This is a genomic window from Pirellulales bacterium, assembly GCA_036490175.1.
Classification (GTDB): Bacteria; Planctomycetota; Planctomycetia; order Pirellulales; family JACPPG01; genus JACPPG01.
Genome location: DASXEJ010000017.1, coordinates 1 through 18,801, shown reverse-complemented (window position 1 = coordinate 18,801; position 18,801 = coordinate 1). Strand labels below are relative to the sequence as shown.

Here is an 18,801-nt window from a genome sequence, read left to right as displayed (position 1 = left end):
ATCCGCCAGATCATGTCGAATCGTGGTCATTTTGTCATCGTTGAATAATTCCATAAATTGAATAATTCGCGAGTTCCTTTCCGCAGATTTATGGGGTAATTACCCCAGTAGTCGATCGCCACGTTGCGCGACGGGACGTGGCCTTTCGAGGGAGAGCAGTTTTCGCATGACGACAGCCAAAACGGTGCTCAAGTACGTGCAGGGCGCGTTATATGTCGTGGCCGGCATGAATCACTTCATCAATCCGGCCTTTTATCTAAGGATCATGCCGACGTACTTGCCCTGGCATGAGTTTCTGGTGTTTGTCAGCGGCATCGCCGAAGTATTGTTGGGCGTGTTGCTGATGATTCCGCGCACCACGCGCTGGGCTGCTTGGGGATTGATCGCGCTCTTGATCGCGGTCTTTCCGGCGAACATCTGCGCCTACCAGCACCCGGAGGTCTTTCCTGACGTCTCGCCCACACTGCAACTGGCACGCCTACCGTTTCAGGCCGTGTTCATCCTGTGGGCCTGGTGGTATACGGGCAAGGAACGCTGAACGCGGAGTAGCGAACGCCGACTGCTAAAAGGTGGCGCCCAGCCCGTCGTCTGTTAGTCAGCGCTTTGAGATCCGCACGTCAGGACGCCGGCCAGCGATTGGCCCAAGGGCGGGCCTGCTCCAGTTGCGCTGCCAGGCGCAACAGGGTCGCCTCGTCGCCGTGCCGGCCGATGAAATGGCTGCCGATCGGCAGTCCTGCGGCGTTCCAATACAGCGGCACGCTCATGGCTGGTTGGCCGGTGGCGTTCGCTATCGGCGTAAAAGCGCAATAGGCCTGCAGCCAGGCGATGATCTCGTCTGTCGATTTGGTCTGATCCAACTCGCCTGTTTTGACCGGAGGACGCCCCAGCACCGGAGTTAGCAGCAAATCGTACGTCGTCATGAACCGCAGCAACTCCAGATTTGCATTCTGCAAGGGACCGCCCCACGCCAGGCTCACATCCGACGGCGTGTGCCGGCTGTCGATCTCGGCCAGTCGCCAGGTCCAGGGTTCGAAGGCGTCCTCTTTGAGCTTGCTACCGAAGACCTTCTTGACTCCCTTGATCACACGCCCGGCCACGGCCGCCCACAGCACCAGGAAGGCGTCGCCAAAGGCCTGGCCGTCGAACTTTGGTTCCGCTTCTTCGACGTGGTGCCCCAGTTCGGCGCACAGCTTGGCGGTCGATTGCACGGCCGCGGCGCAATCGGGATGGACCTTGTTGCCGGCGAAGTCAGTCATTCGGAAGCCAATCCGTAGCTTGCCCGCCGGCGCACCGACTTCTTGCGCATACGGTCGCGCGGGCGGTGCGACCCACCAACGCTCGCCGGGTGTAGGCCCCCGCGTGGCGTCCAGCAGCGCCGCGCTATCACGCACCGATCGGCTGATGCAATGGACCACCGACAGGCCGTCTTCTTTCACCCCGGGCGCCTCAGGATTACGCCCGCGGCTGACCTTCAGGCCGAACAGCCCACAACAACTGGCGGGAATGCGAATCGAGCCGCCGCCATCGCTCGCCTGCGCCAGGGGAACCAGGCCGGCCGCAACGGCCGCTGCCGCGCCGCCGCTCGACCCTCCGGGCGAGTGGGCCAGATCCCACGGATTCTTGGTCGGGCCGAACAATTTCGGTTCGGTCGTCGGCAGCAAGCCGAACTCGGGTGTGCTCGACTTGCCAATCACCACTAGCCCAGCCTGCTCCATGCGCGAGACGACTTCCGAGGTGTGCGCCGCGACGTTTCCTTTGAAAAACTTCGACCCGTAGGTCAGCCGCACCCCTTTCAAGGCTTCCAAATCTTTGATCAGAAAGGGAACGCCGGCGAAGGGCCCGGCTGGCAATGGCTCGCTGGCCCGCCGGCGCGCCTGCTCGAAAGTTTTGGTAATAACGGCGTTGATTGTCGGGTCTTGCTTCTCGACCCGCGCGATCGCCGCGTTGACCAGTTCCAACGGCGTAACTTGCTTCTTGCGCACCAGCTCCGCCTGGCCGAGCCCATCAAGCGCAGCGAGCTCGTCCGGCGGCCCGCCGTCGCGCAAAGCTTCTCCGCGAGCGGACGAGGGCCGGGCGAGGGGTAGGCTCGATGCGGCCAGTGCCGCCGCGGCGGCAGTGCCTAAAAACTCGCGACGATTCGTGGCATGCGTCATAGCGGTTTCCTGTCGCCGATTGGCCAAAGTACGTGGCGGAATGAACGCCGGGCCGGGACTTCACAAAGAATCGTAGTCCGTCTCGATCAGCAACCGCGCGTCGTCGACGTTGCCTGTCTTGAAACCACGGGTGAACCAACGCTTGCGTTGCTCGGAGGTGCCGTGCGTAAAGGCATCCGGCACGACGTATCCTTGCGATTCCTTTTGCAGACGGTCGTCGCCAATCTGGAAGGCCGCATTCAGCGCGCTATCCAAGTCTCCCGGGTCGAGAAAGTTATACTGCTGCTGCGCATGGTGGGCCCACACGCCGGCCAGGTAGTCGGCCTGTAATTCGAGCCGTACCGATCCCTGCTTTTGGCGCTGACCGCCAAACGCTTGTCCCTGCCCAACCATGTCGGCATAGCCCAATAGCCGCTGCACGTGATGCCCCACTTCGTGTGCCAGTACATAGGCGCGGGCAAATTCGCCCGGCGCCTGCAGCTTGATTTCCATGTCGCGATAGAAGGCCAGATCGATGTACACGTTGCCGTCGCCACCACAATAAAACGGACCAACCGCTGCGCTCGCCAGACCACAGGCCGATTCGACGCGCCCGCTGAACAGCACGAGCGTGGGCTTTTCGTACTGTCGGCCCATGCGGTCGAACAACTCGCTCCACACGACCTCGGTGTCGTGAAAGATCACCTTGGTAAAGCTGGCGAGCCGCTCTTCCTCGGGGTCGACCGGCCCATCCTCAGCCGGCGCACCGGGCGCGGCCACGCCGCCGACGCCCGGCGCATTGAGCAATTGCTGCGGGTCGACGCCAAATAGCAGCGCCAGCACGACAATCACCAGCAACCCGCCGCCGCCGATGACCATCGTGGGCCCGCCCATCCGGCGGCGATCGTCGACGTTTTCACTTTCCTCACGACCTTGCCAGCGCATGCGTATATCCCAAAGAAAAGAATCAGGCCCCAGTTGAACTACAGAGGAAAATGTCGGAAGTGCCGGCGACGTTGATAAGCGACTCACAAGCCCCGTGCCGGACGAGCTTGGGCTAGGGGCATATTAGCCAGAGTCGGGAATCGGAACAACATTTTGCGACCGGCGAAAGTGCAATCGGACGTAAAGACCCATGCCGACGGCGAAGTTTGGCGCCGTACACCACGGGTTTGACGTCACAATTGAATTCCCAGGTGACGCTGACCAAAACGGATTAGTTGCTGGTCGATCCAGGATTGAGCCGCTGTGCGATCCTGGCCGTCGAGTGCCCATTCGCGCGACTCGCTTTGTGTCTCACCGCTCAAGCGCGACGATAGTCGCACCAAGAATTTCCCTTCGTCAGCGGCGGGCGATACCGAGGCATGGATCAAATCGCCGTCATACCCGGCGAACGATGTGCTCCCGAGCATTCCAAGGGGGATGGCGCAGTACCAGCCCGGTGCTTCGGTCGCGTGGTCGGATTCGCCAGTGCGTGCAGCGCGGACGCCCAGCTTCGCAGCTAGCGCCTGCATGTGGGGTGCGATCAGCGTGTCGAGCGCTTGTTTGGCTCGTCGCAGGCGCTCGTCGATTTGTTCGCTGGCGAGTCGCGCCGCAAGCAGCTTGCGGGCCTTGTCCGCCGCGAGCGCGTCGAGAGTGGTGCCCAATTCTTCGTCGAGCCGTTTCTGAAAATCGTCCGCCATACCTGCCTCGTTGCCGGGAATGGTTTGTAGAAAAATGACCAACGCAAATACTGCCAGCAACTCAACGCGTCGTTATCGCGCCGCTAAGACACCAAGGCCGGATTTAGACGCAGCACGAATTGATTCTGCGGATCGGTCTTGTAGGTGCCGGTCGAGGGCGAGAAGGCTTTGACCTGCACCGTCTGCCCGTCGGGCAGAAACTCGATCAGCCGCAAGAATCCCTGCCCCCCCTCGGTCTTCATCTGGTAATTGACCAGCATCTGGTGCACCTCGTTGCCGCCTGGCAAAGGGGATGTGAGCCGCGCCAGGCCATCTTCAAGGACGTGGCCATTAAGCGTCATGAAAAAGTTCGGGTGCTTCGCGATCAGCTTGTCCCACAATTGCTGGCCATCATTCGTACTGCCTGCGAGCTTCGCGGTGCCGTAGCTATGCGGATTCCACTTCTGGTCTTTGCCGTATTTGGTCCAGTCGTAGCGCGTTTCGTCGAAATACATGTAGGCGTGCGTCGTCAGCAGCACCCGATGCTTGGGGTGCTGGGCGACAATCGTGTCGGCCCAGGCCACGGACTCGTCGCGCGGACCCCATTCAAGGGCCAACACCAAGAACTTTTGGCCGGCGGCGCTAAAGGTGTGGTAGCTATTGTCCAGCCGGCCGTCATCCTTCACGCCGCCAAAGGTCGGCTGGGTGCGGGCCGTGGCCAGAGGAAAATACTCATTGAGCAGCGTGTCGCGCGTGGAGCAGTTGCCTCCCGGCCCGCAATCGTGATTGCCCAGCACCAGTGAGTAGGGGACTTGGCCATCCAGCTTTTGCACAGCCCTTTGGGCCACTTCCCACTGCGGGCGGGTGTTGCGATTCGTGATATCGCCCAGATGCACCACGAACTGAATATTGTGCTTGGCCTTGTTGGCCACGATCCATTCCGTTTGATTGTAGAAGTGCTGTGGATAGGTCTCGCAATAGATTTGCGTGTCGGGCAACGCGACGATCGAGAACGACCCGTCGACGAAGTCGAGCGGCGCAGCGTCGCCTGCAGGCTCCTCGCTACGAACCCAGCCGCCCGTCAAGCAAGTGCCCAACCCCGCCAAGGCCAGGCCGTTGAGTTCACGGCGGTTGATACGAGCGCGTTCCATAGTCGACCGTTTCAAACAGAGTCATGAAAAGGAGATGTTTACTGCGAGCCATTCTAATCGGGCTATATGCGCCGTGAAACTCTACGCGCCGCGAAACTATGCCGGTCACCCGCCATGGGATGCGACGAGCGGCAGAGGGGCGAGATTTGTCTTGCGCCGAGGCACTTGCGCCCCTTCCGCGTCGCAGGACTCCCGGGCTACTGGTGCCAGCCTGCGTCAACCGTCGATGTCGGTCCAGTCGTCGTCGGTCTCGATGGGTTCCTCGCTGTCGACGTCCCCGGTCAGCTCGTACGTTACGCGTTCGTGCCACAGCGCGGTGGCGAACGGTCCCCGCGGTCCGTGCAGGCAGTCGAACTTCACGCGCGCGCGTTTCTTCTGAACAGGCTCTCGTGCGACGGGCACCGGCAGGAGAGCAGGGGCCGGCGGTCCTTCGACCGCGGTGTCGCGTTCGAGGCGGTGGCCGTTCGTGGGCTGGGGAGCAGGCTCAATGATCTCTACTACCTGCGGCCGCGTTGGCACCGGTGGCGGCGGGGGGACGATCGTTGGCGCGCGAGGCGCTTCCTGCTCGGCCACCACGATCCCGCCAAAGGAGACCATCCGCGGATTGGCCGGCAGCTCGCGTGCGGGTACGTCTAACGAGCGGAACAGTTCGTACATATGCTGGTGACACGTGAAGACCAGCAACTGGTGACCGCGTGCTGCGAAGTCGCGCAGCAATTGAGCCGCGGCAGTTGCGCGCCGCGCGTCGAAGTTCACAAGCACGTCGTCCAACACCAGCGGCAGGTCGATGCCGCGGCGCGCGTACCAACGAACCAACGCCAATCGCAGGCTCAAGAATAACTGTTCCCGTGTCCCGCGGCTGAGCACTTCGATCGGTAGCGACTGTCCTTGAGCGTCATCCACGCGGAGCACGTCCTGATCCAAGGGGGTCCACACACGCTTGTAGCGCCCTTCGGTGAGCCGGTCGAGATAGCCAGACGCTTCGCGCAAAGTTTCTGGTTGCCGGTCGCGCTCGTAGCGTTTACGAACGCCCGCCAGAAACCACTCGGCCGACGCCAGTACGCGCCACCGCGTCGCCGCTTCGCGCAGCTGCTGATTAATCGTCCCCAGCCGCAGGCGGGCCTGACTCGCCTGGCGATCCGCCATCAGCGTTTGCGATTCTTGTTGCCATCGGCCCAATTGCTCGTGCGCGTTTTTGACCTGCTCGCGCACCGCGCGGGCGCTGCTGCTGTGATCGAGCCACAGTTGGTCCAGTTCGGGCCGACCATGTGACGTGACCAGTCTAGCAACGTCAGAAATGTCGAGCTGCTGGGGCACGATCGCGGTGATTTCCCCGGCCAGCGCATCCAACTGATTCGCCAATTGATCGCCACGCAGGGATTCTTGAGCCCGACGACGCAATTCCGCCACGTCGGCAGCGCCTTGATGCTCCAGAAGAGTCTCTAGCTTGCGCTGCAGGCGATGCAGGTGACTGCGAACTTTGCGTCTCCTCGCGAGCAGCCGCCGTCCTTCGCGGATCAGCGATCGGCGTCGCGCGGCGAGCGCCGTTTGTTCGTGCAATTGCTCGCGCAGGGTGCGTAACGATTCGATCAAGCCCTCGGCGGGCTCGGCCGCGGTCGGCGGCGTGGCTGGCTTTATTGCAGGTTTGCTCGCCGCCCCGGAAACCGAATCTGGCGTGGTGTCCGTATCGCGCATATCCAGTTCGGCGCGCAATTGAGCAAGCCTTTTCGTAAAGCCGTCCACGGCGATTTGCCGTCGTGAAAGCTCGTCGCGATCACTCGTCAACTGGGCGTCGAACTTGACGAGATACTTCCGCAGCCGCGCCAACCGTCCGGCGCGGGCCGGCGGCGTTTTGGGAGAAAGTCCGGCCGCTACCAGAGCCTGTCGCCAGCGGTGTCGCAGCTCTGTATACGCTTGATGGGCCTCTTCGCGACGTTTTTCGGCGGTGTCAGATTCCTGGTCGGCCGCCAGGCGCTTTGCCTCGAGCGGCACGAGTGCTTCGACGGCAGCCCGCTCTTTTTCGGCCGCTTGCAAACGCGCGAGCAGTGGACCGCCCCCGCGCGGCAATGTCTCGTCGAGCTCGTCACGTTCATGCGTCGCCTCTTCCGTCTGACCGGCCAGAGTTTCTAATTGGGCGAGGCATGTTGCGGAGCGATTCTCGAGCGACTTTTCCAGCAGAAACTTGGTCACCGCTGATCCGGCAGATCCCGCGACACCCATGATCGAGAGCATCCAGCGGCCCGTGCCGACCAGTGACGCCGGCAGGAACAGGCCCGCCAGAATCCCGACTACCCCCAGCACGAACACGGCGCCAAGCACGATCAAGGCCCAGCCCGGCAGCAAGGCGTTGGCCAGCAGGTCTCGGCTGCGCGCTTCGAGTTCGGTTTTGCGGCGCGCTAATTCAGTGAGTCGGTCGTCCAGTTGCACGCGGCGGCGCAGTTGGGACACCAGCTCACCCGTACGCTCTAAAAGGGGTGTCAAGCTATCGGCGCCGCGCGCCTTGAGCGCGGCCGACAGGCTCTGGGCGGCGGCTTGCACCCCTTTTTGTCCCTCGGCGGCTGCGGCAGTGAGCTGTTCAAGCTGTTCGTGCGCCGAGCGCAACGCCGCCGCAAGCGGCTTCAATTGCCGCCACGACTTGCTCAAGCCGTCGCCACCGGTGGTCGCGGTTTCTGTAGGATCAAATCCCAATCGAGCGCAGAGTTCGGCGCGCCGAGCCTCGAGCGACTTGACCTTCGCGGACAACGCCACACGTTCACTGTCCAGGGCCGTGATCCATTGCTCCTGCTCGAGGATCGCCTCGATTCGCGTGGCCCGTCGCCAAATGGCTTCGTTAAGGCCCAGAGATTCGATCTCTTCCTGATTCTTGGCGATGCGCCGGGAAACCGACTTTCCGCGCCGTCTGCTGTGCTCGATCGACTGTTCGAGCGCCTCGAACTCGGCCAGCGCCTGCTGCTCTAACCGTGGCGTGCCGCGAGCGATGGCCAGGTCTTTTTCCACGGCCAGGCGCGAGTGCCATTTGGCATGCGCCGCTACTGCGATCTCGACCAAGCGCGCCGCGCGCTCGGCCGTAGCCGCCTCGTTTTCCCAGGCCTCGATCTGGGCGAGCAATTCCCTGCGCTTGCGTCCCAGTTCGACAAAATGTTGCACAGACGCCTGCGCCGATGAATCGCGGCGCAGTCTGTCGCGTTCGACCAGCAATTGCGGGATCGTCGACGGGCTGTCGTTCGTCGCCAGCAGTCGATTTCGCGCTTTGGTCAGCTCGGCCAGCACATCGACCAGCGAAACCCGATCGCCGCCGGTCGCCAGTTTGTAAAGCCACTGTGCGGCCTCGGTATCACTTAACGAGCCGAGTTCCTGGATCTCGCGCAGGCCGATGGCGAAGACGTTGCGATACACCGCTTCGTCCACGTTGCCCAGCAGCCGGGCGAGCAGGCGTTCGTCGCGGATCGTCTCGCCGGCCGTCTCCAGTCGCAATCTCCCGACGGTTGATCCATCCGCCAATGCGTGCCGGCATACCGTAAAAGTGCCGTCCGCGCCACTGAGCGTGAGTTCGCCCCCCGGAGCGCCTCCGTGAACTGGCGGCAAATAGCGCTGCCGACGATCCGCTGAGAAGCCGTACAGCATGGCCCGCAAAAATTGCATCAACGTCGTTTTGCCGGCTTCGTTCGGGCCGTAGAAGACGTTGATGCCGTCGTCGAGCGACAACAGCCGCAAGCCACTCCAGACGCCGAAGCCATCGATCGAAATGTCGCGAATCCTCATGCCGACTCCTCCTCGGCACCCAGCAGATCGCGCCCCAACAAGCGCGCCTGCCGCAGCACGCGTGCCCGCTCGTGGGCGTCATCGATGTGTATCAGTCGTGCGGCGGGGCTCGTGCGCTGCGATTCGGGCAAAAGCATGGCCAGCGGCAAAGACTCTTCTAGCTGCTCGAAGTCGGCAATCGCCGCCAGATAGTCGGCCAACAGGCTACCGTCTGGTGCAGCCATGCCGGCTGCCGTGCCCGACGGCTGCACGTCGACCGACAGTGTCCAGGCGGCTGGCGAATCGGTGCCGAATTCCTGCCGCAGCCAGCGCAGCCACGATTGGCCCCAGGCATCGCGCGGCGTTCGTAATGTCGTCGCACCGGTCGCACTCAGCTGGCAGCGCAGAAACAGATCGAGCCCCGCCGCGCGGGCCAGTTCAGCACGCACGCGATCGGCCACGATCTTTTCTTGATCGCTTTGCGGCGCCGACGGGTCGAGCGTCAGCCGCACCCTACGAAATCGTGCCAGGTCCGTGGCGACGAAGCGTGGGTGTGGCGCGCCATGCTCGTCGACATCGACGACGACGGCGCCGTGCACGCCGCGTTCGGCCGGGGAACGCGCCTGCGGAGAGCCAGCGTAAACCGCCAGATGCCGGCCATTGCCGAACTGACGTCGGCCATGCTCGCCGCCACAGGCCCAATAGTCGAAGCCAGACTTTGCCAGGTGCTTGCCACTGACACGCCCGTGGATCACCGCCAGGGCAAATCGTCCCCCTTTGGGCTTCACGAGCGTTTCAAACGGTGCGTCGCCGCCCGCGCTTCCCTTTCGCGCGCGATGTGGCTCGGCAGTGCGCGGCTCGTCGCTGGTTCCGACCAGCACGGCCAGGTCTTCGCCGTCTGAGTGGTGGGCGAGCGTTTGCGCCGCGCCACGGGCGAATACATGTACGTTCGCCGGCAGTCGCAACTCGGCAGGCCAAGGGCTGCGCCGCTCGGCCGGACCATAGGCCCAGTACACGGCGATCTCGCGCGCTGCCAACCTTTCGCATTGGGCCAGCAAGAATGCCACGGCTCGCGGGCCAGCCCGATCGACGTCGAGCACATCCCCGGAGAGCACCAAAAAATCCGCCCGCTCGCTGATGGCCAGATCGAAGACTCTCTCCGCCGCGGCGTAGGGCGCGTCGATCAGCAAGTCCGCCAAATGCGCAGGCGTCTCGCCTAGCCCCCCCAGGGGCCGCTCAAGATGAAGATCGCTTGAGTGAACGAAACGAAAGGGCTGCGACATGGACGCCTCGTGTGCTTCCCTGCGGGCGATACGGCGAATTCGTTGGCGTAAGTCTAGTCATCCAAGCCAAATCGGGCTACCTCGCTTTCCCAGTTTGACCGACCTGCCCGCTTGATTGTGATGAAGCGGCGCCATGGAAAGGCGCTCCTTCCGACAGCGTCGGCGATTGTTCTCTGGAGCTCAGCCGGGTCGTCGAGGACGTGTCCCAGGATCACTGGCGCGGGGCGGACGATTGCCACGGACTGTCTTACCCGGTTGTTGTTTGGGTTGCGGCCGTGACGTCGGTCCGTGAGCCGGGCTGGGGGATGCCGCCGGCCGCGCGGCCTGGTCGGCCTTGCCCAATAGTTCAAACAGAAAGCGACTGGGGATGGTGGGGCGTTTCTTGCCCCATTTCATACGACTTACTGACAGCGTAATTGTCAGGCGATCGCGAGCCCGGGTCACACCGACGTAGCACAGCCGCCGCTCCTCGTCGATGGCCGGCCCTTCGGCTGCCACTGCGCGATGATGCGGTAGCAATCCTTCTTCCATGCCAACCAGGTAGACGTGTGGGAACTCCAGTCCCTTGGCGCTATGCAGCGTCATCAGCACGACGGCGTTGCGCTTCAGTTGCGATTCCTTGTCATCGCTATCGTCACGGCCGGCCAGGGCGACATCTTCGATAAACCCGGCCAATGTTGGCTGGCTGTTCCGCTCGCTGTAACTAGCCAACGCGTTGACTACCTCTGCGACCGAGTTCCAGCGCGTGACCTGTTCGTTGGGATCTTTGTATTGGCGGTTGATTTCTTCTTGATAAGAGATTTCCGCCAGCAGCTGCTGCACAACAGTCACCAGCCGGCCGCGCGAGAGAACGTCTCGATAGCGCTCTACCAACTCGCAAAATTGACCCACCGCCGTCACGGCCGTTGCCGGTAGCTCGGGCATATCCGCGGCGTCGGGCAATATCTCCCACAACGGTTTCCCACCGGCCACCGCCCGCGAAAGCAGCAACTCCACCGCGCGCGAGCCGATGCCGCGCGCCGGCGTATTTATGATACGCAGCAGCGAGACTTCATCCTTGGGTTGCGCAAGCACTTTCAGATATGCCAGGACGTCGCGCACCTCTTTACGGTCGTAGAACGACATGCCGCCAATCAAGGTGTAGGGGACCTTGGCCCGCCGCAATTCGGTTTCGAAGGGACGCGGCTGTTCGTTGGTGCGAAACAGAATGGCGATGTCGCGAGGCTCGACCAATTCGCGCGATATCAGTTCCGAGATTTCGTCCACTACGCGGCGCGCTTCGACGGTTTCGTCGGGGAATTGCAGTATGCGCGGCTCTTCGCCTTCCTGCCGGAACGCCCGCAAGACTTTGTCGTGCCGCTGCGCGTTGTAGGCGATCAAGCGATTGGCCAGCGTCAGGATGGCCGCCGTCGAACGGTAGTTTTCCTCCAGGCGAATCACGGTCGCGTCGGGCCAGTCGCGGGCAAATCGCAAAATGTGCGCCACGTCGGCACCGCGCCAGCCGTAGATCGACTGGTCGTCGTCGCCGACCACGCACAGATTGCGGTGTTCCTCGGCCAGTGCTTTGACGATGCGGTACTGCGAGCCGTTGGTGTCCTGATATTCATCGATCAGCAGATGACTGAACCGCGACGCTTCGCTGGTCCGCGCGGCGGGGTGATTCTGCAGCAACTCCTCGGTACACAATAGCAGGTCGTCGAAGTCGACCGCCCCGGCCGTCTTCAGCGAGCGCTGGTAACGACGATAGCCCATGGCGGCCAAATGCTCTTTGTCGGTCGCGGCTTGCGCCACCGCTCCGTCAGGGCGAACAGACGATGATTTCCAACGGCTGATGAAATGCAGCAAATCGCCCGGCCGTAGCAGGGCCCCCGGCACCTTGATGTCACGCAGCGCGGCGCGCGCCAGGCTTTCCTGGTCGCCACGATCGTAGATGGCGAATTCCGCAGGGTAGCCCAGCAACTTGGCGTGCCTGCGCAAGATGCGTACGCACAGTGAATGAAACGTCGAGATCTCAGGCTTGTCGGGCTGGCGCTTGCCGAGCAACTCGCTGGCCCGCTGTTGCATTTCGGCGGCAGCCTTATTGGTGAACGTGACGCCGAGGATGCGCGAGGGGCGGACGCCTTGGCGTATCAACTCGGCAATGCGGTGTGTGACCACGCGCGTCTTGCCTGTGCCGGCGCCGGCCAGCACCAGCAGGGGGCCGCGCAGGGTCTTTACTGCCTGCCCTTGCGCGGGGTTGAGAGGAGTAGCCATCCTAGCCTGCGTGATCCGCTAAAAGCCGTCGTCGAATGAGTGCGCCCGAGTGCAAAGGCGATCCTACGGCTCGCCGCGTGCCTTGACAACGGTCGCCCACGGACATCGCTACGGGGCTTGCTGCGGAGAACGGTTGCCTTGACGTAAGTAGCCGCTCTTGACGAACTTCCGCGAGAACTACATACTCGCGGCTGACGTAGTTTTTGCGGTCTACGGCGCGCCGAACGATTCGTCCTGCGTCGCATGGCAGTATGTTAACGTATCAGAGCGGATTGCCATCGCGTGTCGCGCGATTGAGCGAGCATTGAGCCAATCGGTGGCTGCTGATATGTTCCGACCGCTGAACAGAACTGAGGCCTCCACAGCATCGCGTAATCATTGCGGCTACCGCCTGACGCTTCTCGTGCGTAAGGCAGCTTGCCCATTGATGTGCCCAAGGAAAGCATGACTCGCATCGGAACTTCGACTATGAAGACGGAGCGTCGCCACGAACTGCACCACAACGCTCTGGCGGACTGGCTCGGCGATCAAATCGACCGGATTCGTCCGTACTCGCGTATCTTTCTGGGTGTCCTGCTGGCCGCGGTCACGGTTGGCCTACTGTATACGTACTTGAGCAAGCAGTCGGCGCGGCAAATCGAACAGGGCTGGCAACGATACTTTACTGCCATCGATCAGTTGCAGCAGAAGCGCGACGTTGACGACCTGACGCAGCTGGCGGAATCGTCAGAGTTTGCCAATACGCCCGTCGGGTATTGGTCCATGCTGAGCCTGGCCGACTATCATCTGAATCAGGGATTGGACCAACTCTTCAAAGACCGGCCAGCCGCGGCAGCTTCGCTGCGCCAAGCGATCGACGGCTACTCCCGAGTAACCAATCAAACGCAATATCCCATGCTCGCTGAACGGGCCGTGTTGGGCATCGCCCGCGGCTATGAATCCTTGAACGAATTGGACAAGGCTCGTGCCGTTTACGAGCAATTGGCAACCAGAGCGTCGGCGGGTCCATTCGTCACCGAGGCACAGCAGCGACTGCGCGATCTGGGGCAAGAACCAACCAAACGTTTCTACGACTGGTTCTTCGCGGCCACGCCGCCGCGGACCGGCCTGGATGGACCGGGCATGCCTGGCGTGCGTCCCAACTTTGGTGGTCTGCCGGACGAGGGAGCATTTAAATCCCCCGACATTGATATCGATGGCTTGCTTTCCAAGCCTGCCGGCGGCGCTCAAACACCGGCCGAGGGAGATCAGCCGTCCGCCGACGCCGAGAGCGATAAGCCTGCCGCTGATGCTGCTACCGATCCCGCGGCCGAGACGCCCGCCGCCGACCCGGCGGGGGATAAATCGGCTGGCGCAGAGCCGTCGGATGCCGCGGCTCCGAGCACACCGCAGCCATGAGCTCAGGCGGCGGTAGGCGCGATGAGTAGCGACACCCCCTCCACACCGGAAACGCTCGCGCTCGTCGTTCCCGAGTCGGCCGTCGGCACGCGCTTGGACGCGTTTCTGGCTCAACAGTTGCCGCAATACAGTCGCGTCCATTTGCGGCGGCTGATCAATGCCAAAAGCGTTACAGTCGGTGGCCTGCGCGTAAAGGCGGCTTATCCGCTGCGCGCCGGCCAACAGATCAGCGTCGAACTCATTGACCCGCCCCGCGCGTCGCCCCAGCCAGAGAATATCCCGCTCGAAGTTCTCTACGAAGACCGCTGGTTGGCCGTGATCAACAAGCCGCCGGGCATGGTCGTTCATCCGGCCAAGGGGCATTGGTCTGGCACCTTGACGGCGGCCATGCAGTTCCACTTCGACCAACTCAGCGAGGTGGGCGGTCCGTCACGACCCGGCGTCGTGCATCGGCTAGACCGCGATACGACGGGCGTCATCGTAATTGCCAAAGACGACCAGGTGCATCGTCGCCTGGCGATGCAATTCGAAGACCGCACGATTGAAAAGGAGTATTTCGCGCTTGTGGTAAACGCGCCCGATCATGATCGGGACTGGATCGACCTGCCGATCGGCCTGCATCCGCGCGAACGCGAAAAAATGGCCATCCGACCCCACGATCCCGACAGTCGTCCTGCGCGCAGCTTCTACGAGGTATTGGAGCGGTTCGACGGCTTTGCCGCGGTGCGCGTCGTACCTCATACGGGCCGTACCCATCAGATTCGCGTGCATTTGCAAAGCATCGGTTGTCCGGTGCTGTGCGATCGGGTTTACGGCGGCCGCGCTACGATCACGCGCGGCGAAATCCGTCGACAGTTGGCCGATACCGAGATCCTGCTCGCGCGGCAAGCGCTGCATGCCCGGCGTTTGCAGTTCGTGCATCCAGAGACGAACGAGCCGCTGGTGGTCGAGGCTCCTTTGCCGGCGGATATGCAACTTATGCTGGATGATTTGCGAACGTATCGCCGCTTGTAACGCGGGCCGCGGCGCTAGAGAATCGTGCCCAAAGTTTGCGCGTCGAAACAGTCTGCGGCGCGCGGGAAATCGGTATCGCGGGAGACGTCCATGAAACTCGGCAAGATGCGATTTCCTTCCGGCACTGAAACGATCGGGGTCGTGATCGATGGCAATGCCATCCCCTTGGCGCTTTCCGGCGGCCACTTCGAAACGCTGACCGAGATCCTGGAAGCAGACGATCCAAAATCGACCGTCGAGTTCCTGATCGATCAATCCGCCGAAAAGGTGCCGGTCGCCGAGGTCACGCCCCTGTCAGTGATTGATGCCCAGGAAGTTTGGGCCGCCGGCGTCACCTATACGCGTAGCAAAACGGCGCGGATGGCCGAATCGACTGCCGCCGCCACGCATTACGACCGGGTCTATGTCGCGGCGCGCCCGGAACTATTCTTCAAAGCCACACCCAGCCGCGTGGCGGGCCCCGGCCGACCGGTGCGAATTCGCCACGATGCAATTTGGAACGTGCCGGAGCCCGAGTTGGCCCTGGTGCTGAACTCGCGCTTGCGGCTCGTCGGATACACGATTGGCAACGATATGAGCTCGCGTGATATCGAGGGGGAAAACCCGCTCTATTTGCCTCAGGCCAAGATGTACGACGCCTGCTGCTCTTTGGGGCCTTGGATTACGCTGGCGGATCGCATGCCGCCCCGCGACGAGATCAACATTCACCTGACCATCCGCCGCGGCAATCGGACGGTGTTTGCGGGCGAAACGAATGTTGGCAAAATGGCCCGATCGTTCGAGGATTTGATCGGCTACCTGGGCCGAGACAACGTGTTTCGCGAGGGGGTGTTCCTGCTCACTGGGACAGGTATTGTGCCCGAGGACGACTTTTCCTTGGCTGCCGGCGACGTGGTCGACATTACGATCGACGGCATCGGCACCCTCTCGAACCCAGTCGTGCAGGGCTGATTTTGTGGCCGCCCGCCCGTAGCCGTCAGGGTCCGTCCAAATTGTCCGCTCGGGCGGCAAATGTCGTGGGCAATTGTGGTTGCAAATTTGCTAAGCATTGCTAAATTGGCTGTTTCAGTTTTATTGTGAACCTATAAGTGGGAGCAGTCCTAGCCAACCTTGAGGAACCAAAAAGGTAGGCGGTTCTGAAAGCGGCCGGTTGCCGGCCAACGCGGTGGGATTACGACGAACAGATGACTATCACAAAAGAGCGTAAGCAAGCACTGATCGGGGACTTCCAACGTGGCGAGAGCGATACCGGCTCGCCCGAAGTCCAAATCGCTCTGTTGACGACCCGGATTGGGGAATTGACGGAGCATCTGCGGACGCACACGAAGGACTACGCCAGTCGGCGAGGTCTGTTAATGATGGTCAGTCGCCGACGTCGGCTGTTGGATTACCTCAAGAAGGTGACTCCGCAGCGCTACTTGGACATCATTCGGCGTCTCGACATACGTAAATAGTCGGGCGCACAAAGTCGTCGGCCGCATTCGATAGGCCGCAAGTAGCCACGCCCGCCTCGCACGCTCCGGCAAGCGGATCCTGTCTCAGGTCGTCGCTTGGCACGCCGTCTTTGGCGTCCGGGGTATCTCAACGGTTGCAGTCAGTGGTTGTGCCGCAGCGCGTTGGTCGCGCCGCGCACAATTGCTCATGGCCTAGGGCGCTCAAGGAAGGATGAAGAAACCTTGAAAGTACGTGTCGAAAAGCAAATCGGAGCGAACATCCTCTCGATCGAGACCGGCTTCCTCGCCAAGCAGGCGGCCGGCAGTTGTCTGGTGCAATATGGCGAGACCGTCGTACTGACGGCTGCCGCCACGGGCCCACCCCGGCCGGGCATCGACTTCTTTCCGCTCACCTGCGACTACCGCGAACGCACCGCGGCAGCCGGCAAGTTTCCCGGAGGATTCCTCAAGCGCGAGGGACGCCCCACGATGAAGGAGACGCTCACCTCGCGTCTCGTTGATCGGCCGATTCGCCCGCTCTTCCCCGAATGGTTTCACGACGAGGTACAGATTCAATCGTTCGTAGTGGCCAGCGACCGGCAGAACGACGCGGATGTGCTCGCCATGAACGGCGCGAGTGCCTGCCTGGCGATTTCGCCACTGCCGTTTCAGGGTCCGGTTGCGGCCGTACGGCTGGGACGGATTGACGGCGCCTGGGTTCCCTTCCCCACGCAAGACGATTTGGAAGAGAGCGATCTCGACCTCGTGGTCTCGGGCAGCAAGGATGCCGTCCTGATGATCGAGGGTTTCGCCCGCGAAATGCCCGAGAGCGAGATGCTCGAGGCGATCGCCGAAGCGCATCGGATCATCAAAGAAATCTGCGAACTGCAGGAAGAGCTGGCCCGCAAGGTAGCGCCGGAAAAGAAGCAGTACGAGGTTCCGGCCTCGGACGGCGTTTACGAGCGGTTACACAGCAACTACTACAGCGCCTTTACGACCGCCAAGCAGACTGTGGGTAAGCACGCCCGCGCCGATGCCGTGGCCGCCTTGAAGGCCAAGGTAATGGCCGAAGTGATCCCGGACCCGAAGGCCGAAGGCGCGGTCTGCCCCGCCAGCTTTGCCCGGTCGTGGAGCAAGCTGGAAGAGCACATCGTACGCGACCTGATTCTGTCGGGCACCCGGCCCGATGGCCGCGGGTCGAAGGATTTGCGTCCGATCCATTGCGAGGTTGACGTTCTGCCCCGCGTCCACGGTTCGGCCGTCTTCCAACGTGGCGAGACGCAAGCCTTGATCACGGTCACTTTGGGTACCACCCGCGACGAGCAGCGCGTGGACGGCTTGATCGAAGAGTATTCCAAGAAATTCATGTTGGACTACAACTTCCCGTCCTTCTCGGTGGGTGAAGTTCGTCCGATTCGCGGGCCAGGGCGTCGCGAAATCGGCCACGGCGCGCTGGCCGAACGCAGCGTCAAGCCGATCCTGCCCGATCCGGATGTGTTTCCCTATACGATCCGTGTGATTTCCGACATTCTGGAATCCAACGGCTCTAGCTCTATGGCCTCGGTCTGCGGAGCAACCTTGGGCCTGATGGCCGCGGGAGTGAAGATCACCAATCCCGTCGCGGGCATTTCGGTCGGACTGGTCAAAGAGACCGAAGACAAGTGGACCTTGCTCACCGACATCATCGGCGACGAGGATCACTACGGCGACATGGATTTCAAGATCGCCGGCACGCAGAACGGCATCACCGGCATTCAGCTCGATCTGAAGATCAACGGCATCAGCGCCGACATCATTCGGGCTACGATGACACAATCGCGGGAAGCGAGGATCAACATTCTTCGCTCTATGCTGACGGCCATCCCCATGCCGCGCGACGAGATCTCGGCCTGGGCACCACGCTTGCTGCGTACCAAGATTCCGCCCGAAAAGATCGGCCTCTTGATCGGTCCGGGCGGCAAGACGATCCGTGGCATCCAGGAGCAAACCGGTGCCGTGATCGAAGTCGAGGACGACGGCACGGTGACGATTGCCAGCAGTGACGCCGGCGCGGCCGAAAGTGCCATGCGTCGTGTCGAGGCGTTGACCGAAAGTGTCACAGTCGGCAAGCTTTATGAAGGACGCGTCACCAGCGTCAAGGATTTCGGCGCGTTTGTCGAAATTCTGCCCGGCAAGGATGGCCTGGTACACATTAGCGAGCTGTCCGACGAATATGTCACCAGCGTTGGCGATGTGTGCAAAGTCGGCGACGCGATGACAGTGAAAGTTATCGCCATCGACGATCAAGACCGCGTCAAGCTGAGCCGCCGTGCGGTATTGCGCGAGCAAGCTGCCGCCACGGCCGACAGCGACAGGTAACGGCATCTGGCCGTTATCGCAGGGAATGCGAATAGAGCGGGAGAGCAGTGGAACGGGTGAGTCCGCCTGTGGCGGACGTGGCAGCCAATCGCGCGACGGCGCGAGCTGGACTGCCGGCCTGTTCGGCTGCTCTCCTGTTTTTATTGGCGCGCATGGGACCTGGGCACGAACTCAGGTCGCGATCGATACTGCCGGCTCCTTGGTCCTGGCGAGATCCGCATCGCATTGGCCAAGATTTTTTCCGGCCGTAGAATACCGGTCGCATGAATCCTCGGGCCGAGCCATCCGCCGCCGAAGTCAACCAGAAGCTGGTCGATCAGTACACCGAGATCGCGCAGCTGGCCGGTGGGCTTGCGCACGAGATCAAGAACCCGCTT

13 protein-coding genes are annotated in these 18,801 nt (G+C 62.1%); 6 read left to right on the top strand and 7 right to left on the bottom strand.

Features of this window, described 5'->3' with window-relative positions:
• The first annotated feature begins 166 nt into the window (after window positions 1-166).
• Window positions 167-538, top strand: coding sequence for a MauE/DoxX family redox-associated membrane protein (locus tag VGG64_01400; GenBank protein ID HEY1598226.1), 372 nt, complete (start codon window positions 167-169; stop codon window positions 536-538).
• Window positions 539-617: 79 nt separating this feature from the next.
• Here the strand turns inward: VGG64_01400 and VGG64_01395 are convergent, their stop codons facing one another.
• The 7 genes from VGG64_01395 to VGG64_01365 form a co-directional block, all read right to left on the bottom strand.
• Window positions 618-2,153 carry an amidase family protein gene (locus VGG64_01395; GenBank protein ID HEY1598225.1) on the bottom strand — a complete coding sequence of 512 codons (1,536 nt, stop codon included), beginning with the start codon at window positions 2,151-2,153 and terminating at the stop codon, window positions 618-620.
• 60 nt (window positions 2,154-2,213) lie between these two features.
• The gene (locus VGG64_01390) at window positions 2,214-3,077 is read right to left on the bottom strand and encodes a neutral zinc metallopeptidase (protein HEY1598224.1); all 864 of its coding nucleotides are present in this window, start codon (window positions 3,075-3,077) and stop codon (window positions 2,214-2,216) included.
• A 233-nt stretch (window positions 3,078-3,310) separates the two neighbouring features.
• On the bottom strand, window positions 3,311-3,814 hold the full coding sequence (locus VGG64_01385; GenBank protein HEY1598223.1) for a hypothetical protein: 504 nt from the start codon (window positions 3,812-3,814) through the stop codon (window positions 3,311-3,313).
• A gap of 83 nt (window positions 3,815-3,897) precedes the next feature.
• The gene (locus VGG64_01380; GenBank protein HEY1598222.1) at window positions 3,898-4,944 is read right to left on the bottom strand and encodes a metallophosphoesterase; all 1,047 of its coding nucleotides are present in this window, start codon (window positions 4,942-4,944) and stop codon (window positions 3,898-3,900) included.
• A gap of 216 nt (window positions 4,945-5,160) precedes the next feature.
• Entirely contained in the window at window positions 5,161-8,706 is a 3,546-nt protein-coding gene (locus VGG64_01375) for an AAA family ATPase (protein ID HEY1598221.1), read from the bottom strand.
• Window positions 8,703-9,968, bottom strand: coding sequence for a DNA repair exonuclease (locus VGG64_01370; protein ID HEY1598220.1), 1,266 nt, complete (start codon window positions 9,966-9,968; stop codon window positions 8,703-8,705). The genes VGG64_01375 and VGG64_01370 overlap by 4 nt, the downstream gene beginning before the upstream one ends.
• Before the next feature lie 180 nt (window positions 9,969-10,148).
• Window positions 10,149-12,221, bottom strand: coding sequence for a UvrD-helicase domain-containing protein (locus tag VGG64_01365; protein HEY1598219.1), 2,073 nt, complete (start codon window positions 12,219-12,221; stop codon window positions 10,149-10,151).
• A 468-nt stretch (window positions 12,222-12,689) separates the two neighbouring features.
• Between VGG64_01365 and VGG64_01360 the strand changes: the two genes are divergently transcribed.
• The 5 genes from VGG64_01360 to VGG64_01340 all read left to right on the top strand — a co-directional run bounded on the left by VGG64_01360 (window position 12,690) and on the right by VGG64_01340 (window position 18,424).
• On the top strand, window positions 12,690-13,619 hold the full coding sequence (locus VGG64_01360; GenBank protein ID HEY1598218.1) for a hypothetical protein: 930 nt from the start codon (window positions 12,690-12,692) through the stop codon (window positions 13,617-13,619).
• Between the two features lie 21 nt (window positions 13,620-13,640).
• Window positions 13,641-14,633 (top strand): RluA family pseudouridine synthase, encoded by a 993-nt coding sequence (locus tag VGG64_01355; protein ID HEY1598217.1) that lies wholly within the window; start codon window positions 13,641-13,643, stop codon window positions 14,631-14,633.
• 90 nt (window positions 14,634-14,723) lie between these two features.
• Complete coding sequence (locus tag VGG64_01350; protein HEY1598216.1) at window positions 14,724-15,584, top strand: fumarylacetoacetate hydrolase family protein; 861 nt, start codon at window positions 14,724-14,726, stop codon at window positions 15,582-15,584.
• Window positions 15,585-15,817: 233 nt separating this feature from the next.
• Complete coding sequence (gene rpsO / locus VGG64_01345) at window positions 15,818-16,087, top strand: 30S ribosomal protein S15 (protein ID HEY1598215.1); 270 nt, start codon at window positions 15,818-15,820, stop codon at window positions 16,085-16,087.
• A 222-nt stretch (window positions 16,088-16,309) separates the two neighbouring features.
• Window positions 16,310-18,424 carry a polyribonucleotide nucleotidyltransferase gene (locus VGG64_01340; protein HEY1598214.1) on the top strand — a complete coding sequence of 705 codons (2,115 nt, stop codon included), beginning with the start codon at window positions 16,310-16,312 and terminating at the stop codon, window positions 18,422-18,424.
• The last annotated feature ends 377 nt before the right edge of the window (window positions 18,425-18,801 follow it).

Bases quoted from the DNA above. Each gene is read 5' to 3' on its own strand.
- rpsO (HEY1598215.1), top strand. From the start codon at position 15,818: ATGACTATCACAAAAGAGCGTAAGCAAGCACTGATCGGGGACTTCCAA.
- VGG64_01400 (HEY1598226.1), top strand. From the start codon at position 167: ATGACGACAGCCAAAACGGTGCTCAAGTACGTGCAGGGCGCGTTATAT.
- VGG64_01350 (HEY1598216.1), top strand. From the start codon at position 14,724: ATGAAACTCGGCAAGATGCGATTTCCTTCCGGCACTGAAACGATCGGG.
- VGG64_01380 (HEY1598222.1), bottom strand. From the start codon at position 4,944: ATGGAACGCGCTCGTATCAACCGCCGTGAACTCAACGGCCTGGCCTTG.
- VGG64_01395 (HEY1598225.1), bottom strand. From the start codon at position 2,153: ATGACGCATGCCACGAATCGTCGCGAGTTTTTAGGCACTGCCGCCGCG.
- VGG64_01390 (HEY1598224.1), bottom strand. From the start codon at position 3,077: ATGCGCTGGCAAGGTCGTGAGGAAAGTGAAAACGTCGACGATCGCCGC.
- VGG64_01365 (HEY1598219.1), bottom strand. From the start codon at position 12,221: ATGGCTACTCCTCTCAACCCCGCGCAAGGGCAGGCAGTAAAGACCCTG.
- VGG64_01360 (HEY1598218.1), top strand. From the start codon at position 12,690: ATGAAGACGGAGCGTCGCCACGAACTGCACCACAACGCTCTGGCGGAC.
- VGG64_01355 (HEY1598217.1), top strand. From the start codon at position 13,641: ATGAGTAGCGACACCCCCTCCACACCGGAAACGCTCGCGCTCGTCGTT.
- VGG64_01370 (HEY1598220.1), bottom strand. From the start codon at position 9,968: ATGTCGCAGCCCTTTCGTTTCGTTCACTCAAGCGATCTTCATCTTGAG.
- VGG64_01375 (HEY1598221.1), bottom strand. From the start codon at position 8,706: ATGAGGATTCGCGACATTTCGATCGATGGCTTCGGCGTCTGGAGTGGC.
- VGG64_01385 (HEY1598223.1), bottom strand. From the start codon at position 3,814: ATGGCGGACGATTTTCAGAAACGGCTCGACGAAGAATTGGGCACCACT.